This is a genomic window from Vibrio sp. MMH1-50, assembly GCF_022347645.1.
Classification (GTDB): Bacteria; Pseudomonadota; Gammaproteobacteria; order Enterobacterales; family Vibrionaceae; genus Vibrio; species Vibrio harveyi.
On record NZ_JAKRGG010000028.1, the window covers coordinates 22,398 to 37,624 of the forward strand.

Below are 15,227 nucleotides of genomic sequence, written 5' to 3' on the forward strand. Positions count from 1 at the left end.
TTTATAGTACCAATCACGACTAACTTTAGGAATCAGTAGTCCGTGATAAGGCTTGAATAATAGAGCTCTATCACCTTTGCATATTTTTGAGGCCTAGATGATTTCTGATTTCTTAAACCCAAAAGAAAGAAAGGGCGCTTTCTATAGAAACGACCAACAACAGCCCAATATCGTGTTCATTACTGTCGATATGATTTCTGCGGATTGTTATCACCCCCAACGTCCGCTTTCTGGCGTGATCAATACGCCAAACATCGAGTCCATTGCCACGGAAGGTACTTCATTTAGTTCGGCATTTACTCCCAGCCCTTTATGCGGCCCGGCAAGGGCCGCTATTTTTACTGGCATGCACCCTCCCTATCTTTCAAACGGTGAACGTACGCCGGTAGGAATGAAGGTGGATCTCGAACTCGATGACATCATTTTCCAAGATTACCTAAAACGTGTCGGTTACTCCCTCAAACACTCAGGTAAATGTCACGTAGGTGTAGAGAAATTCGTTCGCACCTTTGGTGAAAACGTGCATGCTTGGGATCGCTGGGGACCACCAGTAGAAGACGATGATCGCTACCTAGCATACCTCGCGAATATGGGCGTACAGTTACCAAGATACCGCAAAGAACTCCGTGGTTTACAGATTGATAAGTTGTCTCCTGCAAATTCATTTGGCGGTTGGATTGAACAGCAAGATGGCAGCGATTTCCCGTTAGATGCGCATTACTCAGTGTTCTTGGCGAAGTTGGCTGTGGAGCAAATAAAAGCATCGAAAATCCAAGCGCCAGCTAAGCCAATTTTCACTCAATTAGAATTCTTCGACCCTCATCAGCCTTATTCTGTGCCAAGTGGTTTAGAGGCGCGTTACGAGCAAATCAAAGCCGCCATTACCTTGCCTGACAGCTTTACCATGCAAGAAGAGGGCAACCCAATTTATGCACTCTACCAGCAATATTGGGGCATGTATGATGCTGAAGTGGCGAAGGACTATATTGCTTGTCATTTATTGCAAGTAGAGGTGGTGGATCACGCTATCGGTCACTTAACACGCTTCCTCAAAGAAGAAGGGCTATGGGATGAAACTGCAATTGTGTTCTCTGCTGATCATGGTGATATGAATGGTCGTATGGCGATGGCGGATAAAGGCTCGTATTTTCAGCCAGATATCTTCCGTATTCCATTGGTGATTAAGCCACCTAAATCTCAGCAAACCATGTTGAAACAATCCGATGAGACTGTTTCTGCGATTGATGTGGCGCCAACCATCCTCGGATTTGCAGGTATTGAAATTCCATCACAAATGGAAGGAGATAACTTGCTGAACGTGATGCAAGGTAAGGCTCGCCGTCCATTAACGCAGGTTTACCAAACGGGTGTACATGTCGGGTGTAATTACGGCTTTGGTTTTCAGGTAATGCTAGAAGGTAAACCTTATTTCTACGGTTATAACGCAACCACGGGTTTTGAAGAATTACATCATTTAGATAAAGATGATCAGTCCAACTTGTTCGACTTGGATGAGTATCAAATCCATAAAGAAGCGATTGTGTTGCAAGCGGCTCAGTTGTTGCAATCTGACCCTCGTTGGTCTGGCTACTGGTCGTCATATCGTCTGCATAACGCCCGTTACCTGCCATCGGCTGGTGGCGATATGCAAATGCTGAAACCACAATAAATAACTAAATGAGTGAGAGAGTGAGGAGGTACTCACTCTCTCTGATGCTTTGAGTATGTCTTGGAAAAAACAGGGGGAAGACCCCGACTATCGTTTTACACTTGCCAATGAGCGAACCTTTTTGGCTTGGGTACGCACCGCACTTGGCTTTTTTACTGCAGCTATTGCCGTAGACCAATTAGCCACAAGCCTTAACGATACCCTGTATAAGCCACTAATTTGCTTATCTTTATTGACGATTTCTATTCTTTGCTCAATTTTCGCTTACGCAAATTGGCGAGGGAATGAAATCGCCATGCGGCTAAATAATAACCTGTCTTATTCTCATGCCATTAAAGTAATACCGATCTTAATGGTGGTGGTGATTACCTTCTTGTTGAGCAGTATCTATCACGATGTCTTTGTTGGATGAGACCCAATTAAAAAGCGATGCCGGCCTGCAAGTTGAAAGAACGGTTTTATCTTGGCTGCGCACTTTGTTTGTGTCGGCTTTGATCGTGTTGTCGATTGCTAAGATATTGCATGGCTCAATTTCTTGGTTATTGGCAGTTTCTTTGGTTTGTGCCTGTTTAGCTTGCCGTTATGTCTATGCATCTGGTCTTTGCGTCGCGACTAGAGGAACCCGTTGGAAAGCGGGAAAGCATAAAGTGATTGCCACTTCTTTAGTTTTATCGGCGTTTTTCTATGGGCTCCATTTGCTTGAATTGATCTAACCTTTGCTGTCCTTTCGATGTTGAAAACAATCAAAAATGCCACTCGATGTTGAGTGGCACTCTTTAACGGGTATTCTTGAGCTACTTATTCCAGTGTGACTGCCTCGGCATCATGTGCACTATTTCGTTGATCATGACAGCAATGGGCGTGGTGTTCCTCATAACCATCATAAGCGCATTCACCGATACTGTTTCTCGGACACACAGAATATTGGCTTCGACCAATGAGCTCTGTTTGACATATTGGACAGTACTTTTCCATAGCAACCTCCCACAACTAACGATTGAAAATTTCGTCCGTAGACACGAGTACAAGAGTAATTTTAGACCCTAGATTATGACCGTGATGTGAAGGTTTTGTGTGCGGATGAGAGAGTATTCGCTGCCCTGACAGCACTCTGACAGAGTGCTGCGTAAGGTAAATTTTCATTTTTTGACCAGGATTCTGATTTCAAAAGAGAAAAGGCAATTTGAACTACGCTTATATACTTGATGCTTGGCTGTATGCCGCTCTATTTTTGCAGTGACTTTTAGAAGCCATATCACAAACATAATTATCCTCGTTCTGAACCAACCAGTTGGGTTATTTTCGCTGCTTATACTTAAGCTTCAATCCGTTGGTTGAACTAGTGAATATGGAGATAATAATATGCCAATGAAGGTACCTAAAAACGCGACATTTAAGAAACACGGTATTGGTAATCACCTTTACTTATGGTCAAAAGAGAAGGGAAAGCCAACCTCGGAACATTTGATCATTAGTGCCCATGGACGCACCTCTAGTAAGAGCCCAATCAAATTAGCCGCCAATGAGAATCTCCAGTTCTACTGTGAACATGGATACACGCAAGGCGGCAGCATGGATATTCGCAGGCTCGCTTCGGGTTATGTGAAGCCAAGGCAAATTATTACCAGCACTGATCTGGATAAAGATTATGACCTGACCAAGTATCAAAGTGCGGACGAGGCGGAAACTTACGCTTACATTGCGCAAGGCATGCATGACCTTGAATCGTATTATCGTGACGTGTTAAAGCTGAACGATGAGGTCGTTGAACAATTTCTGATGCAGCACAAAGGCACCGTTCAAATGGATGTATTGACCATTCGTAACCGTAGCTGCGGCACTCCACCAACCTTATTTGAAGCTCTCAAATTGCTCCAAGACAATGACATCAAATACAGCACCATCCATTGCTCGTTTTGTCGTGGATTACAAAACGGAACCAATTTTGGGCAGCAAAACCCTGTTCCTTTGGGTAAGTCGATCTTTGATTAGAGCCAAACAAGGTTTTGATAAACGTAAGGTCAGCTTTAGAGCTGACCTTTTTGGTTTAACAAGCCTCAGCGTGATGCTCTTGTTGAAAGCGAGAATCCTGTTTTGAATGTTTAGGTACAAAACAGAGTTTGTCTGCGGACATCTTCAAACCATTTTGCATCTTGATATGAGTGACTGCCCAAATCACGCAACCGTGAGGGAGGTTGAACAGTGAACGGGTTTGAGTGAAAAGTACGCCATCATCATAAGCAGGTGTAACGTTGATAGCTTTACCTTGCCATGCCTGACGAACGCTTTTCACATCAATGTTCGGCACAATCAGTGAGAGCATTTCTGGCTCAACATCCTTGACGACTTTGAGGCAAATGCGGCATCCATCGTAGTATTGCTCCACCCAAACTTTATGGGGAATGCTTTGGTCAACCCAGTCTAACTGCAGTATGTGTTCCATGGTTTATTCCTCAGGTAGATCCAACAAAGGCAGCGCCGAGACACCGCCTAGTTAGGTGGGTAAAAGGTTATTCGTAACTTAGCCCGTGACCGAATTCGTACAAGGTGTCTGCTTCGTCATAACCCGGATAGTCAGAGTGCTGGTTCAAAATCGCCTGCGCGCTGTTTGCCAGTGCAAATGGAAGCTTGCCTTGAGGAGCAAAGTTGCCTGAAAGGACTTCCATTAAGTTGCTGTCTGATACACCGAAGGTGGCTAAGATTGCACCCGACTTTTTCATGTTACTTGCATCATCCAGTACAAACGGTTGACGGAAGTTAATTGAAAGCACGGTATTCTCTGCGCCAATTTCATTCATGACGGCTTGGATATCGGTCAGACTTGGTTCAATTTTCCAAGATGCTGCGGTTGCCATTTGGTTAAATGCCAACAGGTCGAGTTCATCTGGGTTTGCACCACCAAAGATAAGCTCAGGGTCCGCACCTTCATTGGAAACGCGCACGCGAATAACGGCGTAATCGGTGCCTGCTGGTACTGGTGGGCGAGCTTCACCATCTTCATAATCACCTGAGGTCACATCAAAGCCATAGCGCTCGTCGCCAGCGATGGTTTCATCCATACCCATCACATAGAGCGAAACTGCTTTGTCGGCGTTTGGTTTGGCGAGTGGCAATGTCTTGTCTGTGTTTTGCAGCAGAACCACGGATTTCTTCTGAGCGTAGTCTGCACGTTCTTGATGTTCGGCGTTGCCTAAGATTTCTTGGGCTTTATCGACGTTCACATACGTGTTTTCAAATAATCCAAGTTGGAACTGCTCTTTGACAAGGCGAGTCACTGAAAGATCGACGCGCTCTTCGTCAATCAGTCCTTTGTTGACCAGATTGACGATGACGTCTTTATCATTAAAGCCAGAGAGAACGTCGACGCCCGCTTCGATTACCATCGCAACTTGTTCGTCGATGGTTTTATCTTCCACACCCCATGCTCGGTCGCCGATGATACCTGTATCGGAGTTGACGTTGCCGGTATAGCCCAGCTCACCACGCAGCAGATCGGTCACAATGCCTTTAGAGAAGGACATGCCCACATCATTTGGCATCCACTTTTGATCTACTGGTATCCCGTAATAAGGCATGATGGAAGAGGCACCTGCATCAATCGCGGCAATAAACGGGATCAAGTGATAATCAAAGTTGTCTTTTGGATAGACTTGGTTTTGCCCAAAGTCGTAGTGAGGATCACCTCCGTTTTCTTGAGGACCTCCCCCAGGGAAGTGTTTGATCGTAAGGGCGATACTGTCTTGGTCAATGGCTCCACCACCTTGTAGACCGTTGATCAAAGAGCGCATGATATCTGCCGCAAGATCTGCGTCTTCTGTAAAGGTCTCATGCACACGGTACCAACGAGGCTCTGTCGCCAAGTCCATCATGTAGCCATACATACTGCGCAAACCAATCGATGACCATTCTTCATTCATGATGCCCGCAAACTCTTCAATCAGTGCCATATCGCGAGTGGCTGCAAGTCCAGCTTCTTTTGGCCAAGCCGAGAATGCACCAGAAGAGACGTTGATACCCGCTTTTGCGGATGGGTCGATGTGGTTGCGTGCATTGGACTTAAATAGAGCAGGGATACCCATGCGGGTTTTCTCTCTCAGCTCTTGAACGCTATTCATGAAAGTCGCCGCTTCTTTAGGTGAAATCTGGCAGCCAGAGCGTCCGCTATCACAGTTTGGTGCGTTTTCTGGGGTCTCCACCACGTTGTTACGGAAGATAAAGCGGGTCATCTGAGCATCGGTGATCATGTCTTGACCTTTGCTTGTCACTACACCGCCTTCACCGGAATTTAGTGTGTCGATAAGCATCATGCCGGCTTTCTCTTCAAGCGTCATTCGGCTAACAAGATCAGCGGCGCGCTCTTCTGGTGTGAGACGCCAATCTTCAAACGGCTCTAACGTTCCGTTGCCATTAGAATCTCTAAATTGATAACCATCAACGCTGAGTACGTCGTGTACGCGAGAGAAGACTTCTGGTTGAATATAGCTGTTGTCATCGTCGGATGAATTACACCCTGCGAGAACAAGCGCCACTGCGATAGGAGTGAGTTGGGTAAGACGTTTCATGTCGCTGTCCTAATGTTGGTATAGTTGTTTGTTCCAGACCAATATTAGTAATTAGTGTAATTTTGGTTAACCAAAATAAATTAAACTGAAGATTTGGATCACCATATTTTTTATTTAGGTGACTTAACTCAATATACAATTAAAAATAGGTTGACCAAATTAAATGTGATCTTGATTTTGTAGTTTATTTTTTGGTATTTAAATTGTTTAAAATCAATGCGTTATGTTTATGTTATGTCGCTTCCAAATTCTATGTAACGCTCTGGCTGTTATCGTTTACTCCAAAATTATTACCGGGTGAGAAAAAGGGCTAAATACATTAGCCCTGATTTAACGTTTGTGTCTGGTTATTATTTTTACTCGATTGATACAAGCGATATATGGTCAGTAAATTGGTGATGATAAAAGTACTCTCGACCAATGAACCACCGATAGAGCCAAGCCAAATATTGTGGCTGACCCAGCAGAAGGAATTAAACAAAATTAAGCTGCGTAGGGTGATACCTTGTTTGGAAAAGAGCGCCCAAGTGGCGACGGATGAGCCGATTACCGTGAGTAGCTCAAAAAAGTGAGTGATGTTTGGCAGGGTCATCAGCCACATAAGAGCAATGAAGAACCACATCACTTTGCGTGATTGGGTTTTGATTGAGGCGAAACTGCGAATGCCATTAATGATCACGCCAATGGCGGCGACGCTTGCACCCATCAAGGTAAAGTGAATACCCATGATGAAGCAAAACGCCATCATCTGATAGCGAAAGCGCATGTCATCTTTCTGCCAGAATGCCATCACGCCAACCATAAACGCGATGCCACCAATGCCTTGTGCTAACCAGTTTTCCATTTATTTCCCTAGAGTGTTGTTCTTTGAGTTATTTCCATTAAGTGAGTAAGCAAGAGCATCTTTCAAAGTTGCCAATCTTTTAGAGTTTGATTCAGTCTGTGAGTAGATCCTGAATCATGCTCGTGCCTCGCTTTTCAGGATGACGAATAGGGAGATATTTGTCATATCGTCATTCCGACGAGCCTAGGCGAGATCAGGAATCTACTTACCGCGATAACCCAATCAATTGAGCCATGCTTTGAATGAATCAGCCCTCCACAAAGGGAGGGCTGGGCACTTTATCTAAATCGCTAAGGGGTTACCCAAGAGCCTTGAGATTACTTACCAATCATTACTCATTTACAAGCGCTACTGCTTCGCGAGTCAGGCGTGCAAGCTCTTCCCAGTTGCCCGCTTCGATCAGTTTCTTGTCTACCATCCACGTACCACCACATGCCAATACGCGTGGGATAGCTAAGTAATCTTTGATGTTCGCAGGGTTAATGCCACCAGTAGGCATCAGTTCGATGTCTGTGTATGGCGCAAGCAGTGATTTCACCATGTTGATGCCGCCAGAAGCTTCGGCAGGGAAGAACTTCAAGGTGGTTAATCCCATTTCCAGTGCGGCTTCAACTGTGCTTGGGTTGTTCACACCCGGTACGATATCAATCCCGATTTCTTGGCACGCCTTAACGGTATTTGGGTTAAAGCCAGGCGATACGATAAAGGTTGCGCCTGCTTCTTTTGCTGCAATTGCTTGCTCGCGGTTCAGCACCGTACCTGCACCAATCAGCATGTCTGGCTGGGTTTCACGCAGTAGGCGAATCGCTTCTGCAGCCGCTGCTGAACGGAAGGTGATTTCAGCCGCTGGTAGTCCGTTTTCTACCAGTACTTTACCCAGTGGGATAATGTCTTCTGCTTTATCTATGGCGATAACAGGGATGACTTTCAGAGCTTTCAATTGTTCTTTAATACTAGACATGAGTGTTCCTTAAACGACGCCAAGCGCCGGTTGTGTGAATGCTTTGGGAATGATGGCACCGCGATGTTGAATCACAGCACCTGCCAGTGCGTTACCTCTTTGACATGAGGTCGCGAGATCGGCGCCAGCAAGGTATGCTGATAAAAAGCCACCATTGAATGAGTCGCCCGCCGATGTGGTGTCCACCACTTGAGCGACAGGTTGGGTTGGCACGGCTTGTGGAGCCAAAGCCGCGCTCGAACCCTGATTTGTTGAGTCTTGAACTAAGCAGCCATCTGCGCCGAGCTTGACGATGCATTTGCCCACGCCAAGAGAGGTAAGGCGTTCAATGGTTTGCTCTGGTGTTTCGTCACCCCAGATCAATTGCTCATCATCAAAAGTCACCAAGGCAACGTCCGTCAGTTGATACATGGCTTGGTAAACGTTTTTGACGGTTTGATTATTGTCTTGAGGCCATAGTGCTGAGCGGAAGTTACTATCAAACGCGATTTCAACACCTTGGGCTTTAAGTTCGACCAATAAGTTGAGCAGTGAAATTCGGTCTTCTTCTGGCAAGATGGCTAAAGAGATACCGCTGAGAAACACCGCATCCACTTGAGTTAATGCTTGCTTAACCAGGCCAAAGTTAGGATGTTGAAGTAAGTAACGTGCTGCTGATTGATTGCGCCAATATAGAAACGTACGCTCGCCTTGGTCATCAAGCTGAATCAAATACAAACCCGGCGTGCGAATCTCATCGCGCAGCACTAAATCTGTTGAGATACCTTCGTCTTCCCAGCGAGTCAGCATGCCTGTACTGATCGGATCATTGCCAAGCGCCGTAACGTAAGAGATTTTAACTTCATCAGGTTTGCTATTGGCTTCGCAGCCGCGGCTCAAATAAACCGCAGCGTTGAGCGTATCCCCACCAAATGTTTGATGCATTGAGCCGAACGGTTTGCCATTCAGCTCAATCATACATTCACCAATAATGGCGATGTGCTTCATTGGTTACGCCCTCTCTTCAAAGTAGCGTTTTGCGTTACCAAAACAGATGTCTTCGACCATAGGACCAAGCAACGATAGGTCATTTGGAACTTCGCCGTTCTCTGCCCAACGACCGACCATGTCACACAAGATGCGGCGGAAGTATTCGTGACGAGTGTAAGACAAGAAGCTGCGCGAGTCCGTTAGCATACCGACGAATTGGCTGAGTAAACCAAGTTGAGAAAGCTGTTCCATTTGGCGTTGCATGCCGTCTTTCTGGTCGTTGAACCACCAACCTGACCCAAACTGCACTTTGCCCGCGATGCCGCCACCTTGGAAGTTACCAATCATGGTCGCCATCATTTCGTTATCACGAGGGTTCAAACAGTAAAGAATGGTACGAGGCAGTTCGTTGGTTTGGTCCATTTCATCCAGTAGATGTGCCAGTTCAAAAGCAAATGGGCGATCGCCAATCGAGTCAAATCCAGCGTCGGCACCTAACAGTTGGAACATGCGTGTGCTGTTGTTGCGCTGCGCGCCAATATGAAGCTGCATGACCCAGCCCAATTGCGCGTAGCGTTTGCCGAGCCAAACTTGAACTGCGGTAGAGAACTGCGCACATTCAAGCTCTGACAATACTTCGCCATTCAAACGACGAGCCAGCAACGCATCTAAATCAGCCTCGCTTGGGATCGGCGCGTAACGGACGATCTCAATGCCGTGGTCTGCCGCACGACAGCCATGTGCATCGAAGTGTGCCAAACGTTTATCAAGCGCACTCAATAAATCATCAAAGCGGCGAATTTCAATGTCTGCTACTTCGCCCAGTTTGTGCATGTAATCCGCAAACACGTCCAATTCAATCTTGAACGCTTTATCCGGACGCCAACTTGGCAGTACTTTAACGTTAAAGGTGTCGTCTTCTGCGATCGCTTTGTGGTGTTCTAGTGAATCGATAGGGTCATCGGTCGTGCCCGCCATTACGACGTTCATTTGCTGCATGATGCCGCGAGCTGTGAACTCAGGTGTCGCAAGCAGCTCATTACATTGATGCCAAATTTGGTCTGCTGTGTCTGGGCTAAACAGCGTATTGGTAATGCCGAATGGGCGACGCAGTTCTAGGTGCGTCCAGTGGTAAAGCGGGTTGCCCAAGGTTTGAGGAACCGTCTTCGCCCACGCCATGTATTTGTCGTAATCGCTCGCATCACCCGTAATCAAACGCTCTTCAATGCCTGCCGAGCGCATGCCACGCCATTTGTAGTGATCGCCTTCAAGCCAGATTTGACCCAAGTTATCGAACTGACGATTTTGCGCCACTTCCGCTGGGTTTAGGTGGCAGTGGTAATCATAAATTGGCTGGTGGAACGCATGCTCATGGTACAAGCGACGAGCAGTTTCGTTTGAGAGTAAAAAGTCTTCACACAAGAAATTCTTCATCGTTAACTCCTATTACAACGCAGCGACAGTGGCACGAGCACCGTTATCGATTAGAGATTGGTAAGCACTGCTCACCGCATCAATCACTTGTGGGTTTTCACCAAGCTCTGCAGGGAAGATGGCTTCAACAGCGAGCAACGCAGGCACAACAGAAACGTTCAAGCCGTGTTGGTCGCAAATCTGACGTAGTGTCTCTGCCATTGGATCGCGAACATCAATGTCGTTGCCTTGCTCGTCCACGCCGGATACGTAGCGCATCCAACCTGCAATTGCTGTTGCCAACCAAGAGTAGTTAGAGCCTTGAGCAAGATGGAATCGTAAGCTGCCGCCCATGCGTTGTGGGATCTTCTGGCTGCCATCCATCGCGATTTGCCATGTTTTGTGTTTCAAGCTCGGGTTAGTGAAGCGCTCGATAAGCAGCTTGGCGTAGCCTTCTAAATCGGTGCCTTCTGGCATGGTCAGCGAAGGAGCTTGCGCTTGCATCATCATGTCGAATGCCGCTTTACGGTAGCCTTCATCTGTCATGGTGTCAGAGATGTGCGCGTAACCGCCAAGGTAGCCTAGGTAGGCTAGGAACGAGTGGCTACCATTTAGCATGCGCAGCTTCATTTCTTCGTAAGGCACAACGTCGGCAACAAATTCTGCGCCAGCCACGTTCCAATCAGGACGACCAGCCACGAAGTTATCCTCGATAACCCATTGGCGGAAAGGTTCACAAGCGATGCCACACGGGTCTTCACAGCCAAGTAGCTCAGCGATTTCAGTCAGTGTCTCTTCGGTTGCTGCTGGCACAATGCGGTCAACCATGGTGCAAGGGAAGGTAACGTTGGTTTCAATCCAGTCACACAATTCTGGGTCGAGCAGTTGAGCGAACTCAAGTACCGCTGCTTTTGCTACGTGACCGTTCTCTTGCACGTTATCGCAAGACATCACGGTAAATGGCGTCAGACCGCGTTCACGGCGCATCTTCAGTGCTTGCACGATGTAACCCAATGCTGATTTTGGCTCAGTTGGGTTGGCAAGGTCAGCAATGACTAGCGGATTGTTTTTATCAAGCGTGCCCGTCGCTGGGTCAGCGCAGTAGCCTTTCTCGGTAATCGTCATTGAAACGATCGCCACTTGTGGCTCTGTCATTTTTTCTAACACCGCTTGAATGCTGTCGAGGCTTGGGTGGAGTGATTCGGTCACTGATCCAATCACTTTTACCTCTGTCGATTCTGCGCCTTTTTCTGCCACTGTATAGAGGTGGTCTTGTGCGCGCAGCGATTGAATTAACTCTTCACCACCAAATAGGTTGATTTCGCAAATGCCCCAATCCGAGCCTGTTTTGCTTAGCATTTCATTGGTGAATAGAGCTTGGTGCGCTCGGTGGAATGCACCAAAACCAAGGTGAACAATACGGCTTTTAAGCGTTGAGCGGTCGTAGTCCGGAAGCAGAACGTGGTCATTCAGAGTGGAATTCGAAATAGTCTTCATTTTGGTATCCCTTTTCCCGCAGGCGAACCTGCGGGATGGTTTATTTTAATCATTCGAATCTAGAGATCGTAACTCTAGAGCTTGTCACTAAGCGCTTAGTAGCCAAGAACAAGGTTAGGCAAGAACAGGCTTAGTTCAGGAATAAAGGTCACTGCCATTAGTGCCGCAATCAGTGCAACGTAAAATGGAAGTAGAGGCTTAATCACTTTGTCGATGGCAACGTTCGCCACAGAACAACCGATGAACAACGCGCTACCTACTGGTGGGGTACAGATACCGATAGCCAAGTTGAACGTCATCATGATGCCGAAGTGCACTGGGTCGATGCCCATATCCAGCGCGATTGGTAGGAAAATTGGCGTAAAGATCAGTACCGCTGGTGTCATATCCATGAAGATACCAACAATCAGCAGAATGATGTTGATGATCAGCAGAATCATCAGTGGGTTATCTGAAATAGCCAGTAGAGCGTCCGCGATCATGTAAGGAATATCAGCGTTTGCCATTGCCCAAGACATACCCATAGATGCGCCAACCAACAGCAATACGATAGAGGTGGTGACTGCAGATTCTAGGATGATCTTAGGAAGGTCTCGCCATTTCACTTCACGGTAAATCAGTACTGCAAGAGCGAAGGTGTACACCACCGCGATAGCTGAGGCTTCTGTTGCGGTGAAGATACCGCCGATAATGCCACCCATGATGATCACAATCAGTGCCAGAGATGGGGCTGCTTTTAAGAACGTATCCCAAACCATTGCAAGAGAAGGGCGTGCTGCGATTGGGTAACCACGACGTTTCGCAATAATGCCTGCCACTACCATGATGCTCAGACCCATCAAGATGCCAGGAATGTAACCCGCTAGGAACAATGCTGCGATAGACGTACCACCAGACACTAATGAGAACACGATCAGTGTGTTACTTGGTGGGATCAACAAACCAGAAGGACAAGACGTAATGTTTACTGCGGCAGAGAAGTTTTCATCGTAACCGTCTTTCTTTTGCAGTGGAGACATAGTACCGCCAACCGCTGCAGCAGACGCAACCGCTGAGCCAGAAATAGAGCCAAACATCATGTTCGCCATCACGTTTACGTGTGCTAGAGAACCAGGAAGACGGCCACCTAAAACTTTAGCAAAGTTAATCAGGCGAAGTGCGATACCGCCTTGGTTCATGATGTTGCCCGCCAAGATAAAGAACGGGATTGCCAATAGGGCGAAGTTATCGAGACCTGCCGCCATACGCTGCGCCACAACGGCGATAGCAGGCTCTAATGGTAAGCTCATTAAAATGGTCGCTAACGACGACAAGCCGATAGCAAAAGAGACCGGTACACCAATCGCAAGCAGGACTGCGAAGCTACCGAATAGGGTAAGAATTAATTGCCATTCCATTGTGGAACCCTCTATTGATCAAGTTGGGTGTCGGTGAGTAGGGCTTCACCAGACGTCAATTGTTTGATGCGGTCAAAAGCAAATACCGCCGAGTAGAAGATCATCAGTGCGCCACTAATTGGAAGGCAGAAGTAGATGTAGCCCATTTCCAAGCCTAGTGCTGGCGTTAACTGACCCGTAGCCAGTGTTTTCATCGCCAGTTGAGTACCGCCGTGAACCAATACCACGTAAGAGAACAGGGCAATGGCAATTTGGATGACGATTTCATTGATGAGTTTGCGTTTGCCTTGCAGCTTCATTGTCAGCAAGTCGATAGCAAGGTGACGTTTCAGACCAGTAGTGTATGCGGCACCAATAAGGGCTACCCACATAAAGAGATAACGAGCAAGTTCATCGGTCACGGTACTTGGTCTACCAATAACGTAACGAGATAGCACTTGCCAGACCACGCAAAAAACGAGGAAGGTCGACAGAGAGATGGTAAAGGCGGCCAACCCTCTATTTATGTATTTGACCAATTTATTCATTTTAGTTTCCTTTCAGTAAATACGCGTATCTCATAACAATTGGTTTACCAATGTAAGAATGTGTTTCTGTGTAGGGCAGTAACATACGCTAATCTTTCTGGTCGGATTATAAGTTAGCCGATTTGGTTGTCACGTGAGCAGGTTCACAAATGAATTGGTTGACCAATTTAAGGGTTCTTATTGTGATTTTGGTCAATCAATTTGCTTTTTTGTTTTGACGATAGGTTTTTCGATCGCCAATAATGACCTCGAAACAAGAAATACCGTGAAAAATTAAAACTACCCTACATATTGGACAACCAATCCAAGGAGAATAGAACAATGATGACGCGTAAGACTCTTTTAAGCGCTGTAGTAGGTGCTGCAATGACCTTCGGCGCCACTGCTTCTGCTTATGCTGCGACCACTTTGAAGCTAAGTCACAACCACCCTCGTGACCATGCAGTACATAAAGCAATGGACTTTATGGCAAAAGAAGTTCGTGAAATGACAGACGGTGAAGTTCGTATCCGTATCTACCCTGATGCGCAGCTAGGCACTCAGCGTGAATCGATGGAGCTAATGCAAAACGGTGCTCTGGATATGGTGAAGAGTAACGCGGCAGAATTGGAAGCTTTCTCCCCAGCTTATGCGGCATTCAACATGCCTTACTTGTTCCGCGATAAAGACCACTACTACAAAGTGACCGACGGTGAAGTAGGTCGTGAAATCCTGAATTCTTCAGCAGACAGCGGCTTTATTGGTGTGACTTACTACGATGCTGGTGCTCGTAGCTTTTACACCAACAAGCCAATCAATACGCCTGAAGATCTAAAAGGTCTGAAAGTGCGTGTACAGCCGAGCCCATCTGCGATTGCGATGGTAAAAGCGTTAGGTGGTAACCCAACACCATTGGCATACGGTGAGCTATACACTGCATTACAACAAGGCGTGGTGGATGCAGCGGAAAACAACATCCCATCATTTAGCTTGAGCCGTCACAGTGAGGTATCGAAATACTTCAGCCTAGACGAGCACACCATGGTGCCAGACGTATTGGTTATTTCGACTAAAACGTACGACAAGCTAACTCCTGAGCAGCAAAAAGCACTGATGAAAGCAGCAGCAGACTCTTCTGAATACATGAAGAAATTGTGGGCTGAGTCAGAAGCAAAAGAGCGTACAAAAGCTGAAAAGATGGGCGTAACTTTTGTTGAACCAAATAAAGCGGCATTCGTTGAAGCGGTTCAACCAATGTACGCGGACTTAGAAAAGACAAATCCTGAATTAAATGAACTGGTTGAGAAGATCAAAGCAGTTAAGTAATTCACAAAGTAATTAGTAATAAACAATCGAAAACAAGGTGTTACCACATTCTGGTACATAGAGGTTGACCAATTGTTATTGGT

Annotated in this window: 14 protein-coding genes; 5 read left to right on the top strand and 9 right to left on the bottom strand. The window is 46.6% G+C overall.

What is annotated here, in order from left to right; all coding sequences use genetic code 11:
* Positions 1-97 precede the first annotated feature (97 nt).
* From MHO32_RS18195 to MHO32_RS18210, 4 genes are all read left to right on the top strand, one after another.
* The gene (locus tag MHO32_RS18195; RefSeq protein WP_230674918.1) at positions 98-1,669 is read left to right on the top strand and encodes a sulfatase-like hydrolase/transferase; all 1,572 of its coding nucleotides are present in this window, start codon (positions 98-100) and stop codon (positions 1,667-1,669) included.
* Positions 1,670-1,724: 55 nt separating this feature from the next.
* Positions 1,725-2,081, top strand: coding sequence for a YidH family protein (locus tag MHO32_RS18200; RefSeq protein ID WP_005449936.1), 357 nt, complete (start codon positions 1,725-1,727; stop codon positions 2,079-2,081).
* Positions 2,065-2,382: a DUF202 domain-containing protein gene (locus MHO32_RS18205; RefSeq protein ID WP_049535243.1), complete on the top strand. Its 318-nt coding sequence runs from the start codon at positions 2,065-2,067 to the stop codon at positions 2,380-2,382. The genes MHO32_RS18200 and MHO32_RS18205 overlap by 17 nt, the downstream gene beginning before the upstream one ends.
* Positions 2,383-3,031: 649 nt before the next feature.
* Positions 3,032-3,661, top strand: a complete 630-nt coding sequence (locus MHO32_RS18210) for a putative adhesin (protein WP_005449940.1) — start codon at positions 3,032-3,034, stop codon at positions 3,659-3,661.
* 55 nt (positions 3,662-3,716) lie between these two features.
* Here the strand turns inward: MHO32_RS18210 and MHO32_RS18215 are convergent, their stop codons facing one another.
* The 9 genes from MHO32_RS18215 to MHO32_RS18255 form a co-directional block, all read right to left on the bottom strand.
* A complete protein-coding gene (locus MHO32_RS18215) occupies positions 3,717-4,112 on the bottom strand; it encodes a hypothetical protein (protein ID WP_005429015.1) in 396 nt (131 codons plus the stop codon).
* 67 nt (positions 4,113-4,179) lie between these two features.
* Entirely contained in the window at positions 4,180-6,231 is a 2,052-nt protein-coding gene (locus tag MHO32_RS18220) for a glycoside hydrolase family 3 protein (RefSeq protein WP_239213320.1), read from the bottom strand.
* Positions 6,232-6,550: 319 nt separating this feature from the next.
* Positions 6,551-7,075 (bottom strand): YgjV family protein, encoded by a 525-nt coding sequence (locus MHO32_RS18225; RefSeq protein ID WP_239213322.1) that lies wholly within the window; start codon positions 7,073-7,075, stop codon positions 6,551-6,553.
* A 331-nt stretch (positions 7,076-7,406) separates the two neighbouring features.
* A complete protein-coding gene (locus MHO32_RS18230; protein ID WP_239213324.1) occupies positions 7,407-8,036 on the bottom strand; it encodes a bifunctional 4-hydroxy-2-oxoglutarate aldolase/2-dehydro-3-deoxy-phosphogluconate aldolase in 630 nt (209 codons plus the stop codon).
* A gap of 9 nt (positions 8,037-8,045) precedes the next feature.
* Positions 8,046-9,023, bottom strand: coding sequence for a sugar kinase (locus tag MHO32_RS18235; protein WP_047514685.1), 978 nt, complete (start codon positions 9,021-9,023; stop codon positions 8,046-8,048).
* A 3-nt stretch (positions 9,024-9,026) separates the two neighbouring features.
* Positions 9,027-10,439 carry a glucuronate isomerase gene (uxaC, locus tag MHO32_RS18240; protein ID WP_208444783.1) on the bottom strand — a complete coding sequence of 471 codons (1,413 nt, stop codon included), beginning with the start codon at positions 10,437-10,439 and terminating at the stop codon, positions 9,027-9,029.
* A gap of 12 nt (positions 10,440-10,451) precedes the next feature.
* Positions 10,452-11,915, bottom strand: a complete 1,464-nt coding sequence (locus tag MHO32_RS18245) for a mannitol dehydrogenase family protein (protein ID WP_239213326.1) — start codon at positions 11,913-11,915, stop codon at positions 10,452-10,454.
* A 95-nt stretch (positions 11,916-12,010) separates the two neighbouring features.
* Positions 12,011-13,312 (bottom strand): TRAP transporter large permease, encoded by a 1,302-nt coding sequence (locus MHO32_RS18250; protein ID WP_005449959.1) that lies wholly within the window; start codon positions 13,310-13,312, stop codon positions 12,011-12,013.
* Between the two features lie 11 nt (positions 13,313-13,323).
* Entirely contained in the window at positions 13,324-13,839 is a 516-nt protein-coding gene (locus MHO32_RS18255) for a TRAP transporter small permease (RefSeq protein WP_005449960.1), read from the bottom strand.
* A gap of 321 nt (positions 13,840-14,160) precedes the next feature.
* Here MHO32_RS18255 and MHO32_RS18260 point away from each other — a divergent pair, with 321 nt between their 5' ends.
* Positions 14,161-15,144: a TRAP transporter substrate-binding protein gene (locus tag MHO32_RS18260; protein ID WP_005449968.1), complete on the top strand. Its 984-nt coding sequence runs from the start codon at positions 14,161-14,163 to the stop codon at positions 15,142-15,144.
* The last annotated feature ends 83 nt before the right edge of the window (positions 15,145-15,227 follow it).

Bases quoted from the DNA above. Each gene is read 5' to 3' on its own strand.
- MHO32_RS18255 (WP_005449960.1), bottom strand. From the start codon at position 13,839: ATGAATAAATTGGTCAAATACATAAATAGAGGGTTGGCCGCCTTTACC.
- MHO32_RS18235 (WP_047514685.1), bottom strand. From the start codon at position 9,023: ATGAAGCACATCGCCATTATTGGTGAATGTATGATTGAGCTGAATGGC.
- MHO32_RS18230 (WP_239213324.1), bottom strand. From the start codon at position 8,036: ATGTCTAGTATTAAAGAACAATTGAAAGCTCTGAAAGTCATCCCTGTT.
- MHO32_RS18215 (WP_005429015.1), bottom strand. From the start codon at position 4,112: ATGGAACACATACTGCAGTTAGACTGGGTTGACCAAAGCATTCCCCAT.
- MHO32_RS18225 (WP_239213322.1), bottom strand. From the start codon at position 7,075: ATGGAAAACTGGTTAGCACAAGGCATTGGTGGCATCGCGTTTATGGTT.
- MHO32_RS18200 (WP_005449936.1), top strand. From the start codon at position 1,725: ATGTCTTGGAAAAAACAGGGGGAAGACCCCGACTATCGTTTTACACTT.
- MHO32_RS18210 (WP_005449940.1), top strand. From the start codon at position 3,032: ATGCCAATGAAGGTACCTAAAAACGCGACATTTAAGAAACACGGTATT.
- MHO32_RS18220 (WP_239213320.1), bottom strand. From the start codon at position 6,231: ATGAAACGTCTTACCCAACTCACTCCTATCGCAGTGGCGCTTGTTCTC.
- MHO32_RS18260 (WP_005449968.1), top strand. From the start codon at position 14,161: ATGATGACGCGTAAGACTCTTTTAAGCGCTGTAGTAGGTGCTGCAATG.
- MHO32_RS18245 (WP_239213326.1), bottom strand. From the start codon at position 11,915: ATGAAGACTATTTCGAATTCCACTCTGAATGACCACGTTCTGCTTCCG.
- MHO32_RS18250 (WP_005449959.1), bottom strand. From the start codon at position 13,312: ATGGAATGGCAATTAATTCTTACCCTATTCGGTAGCTTCGCAGTCCTG.
- MHO32_RS18205 (WP_049535243.1), top strand. From the start codon at position 2,065: ATGTCTTTGTTGGATGAGACCCAATTAAAAAGCGATGCCGGCCTGCAA.
- uxaC (WP_208444783.1), bottom strand. From the start codon at position 10,439: ATGAAGAATTTCTTGTGTGAAGACTTTTTACTCTCAAACGAAACTGCT.
- MHO32_RS18195 (WP_230674918.1), top strand. From the start codon at position 98: ATGATTTCTGATTTCTTAAACCCAAAAGAAAGAAAGGGCGCTTTCTAT.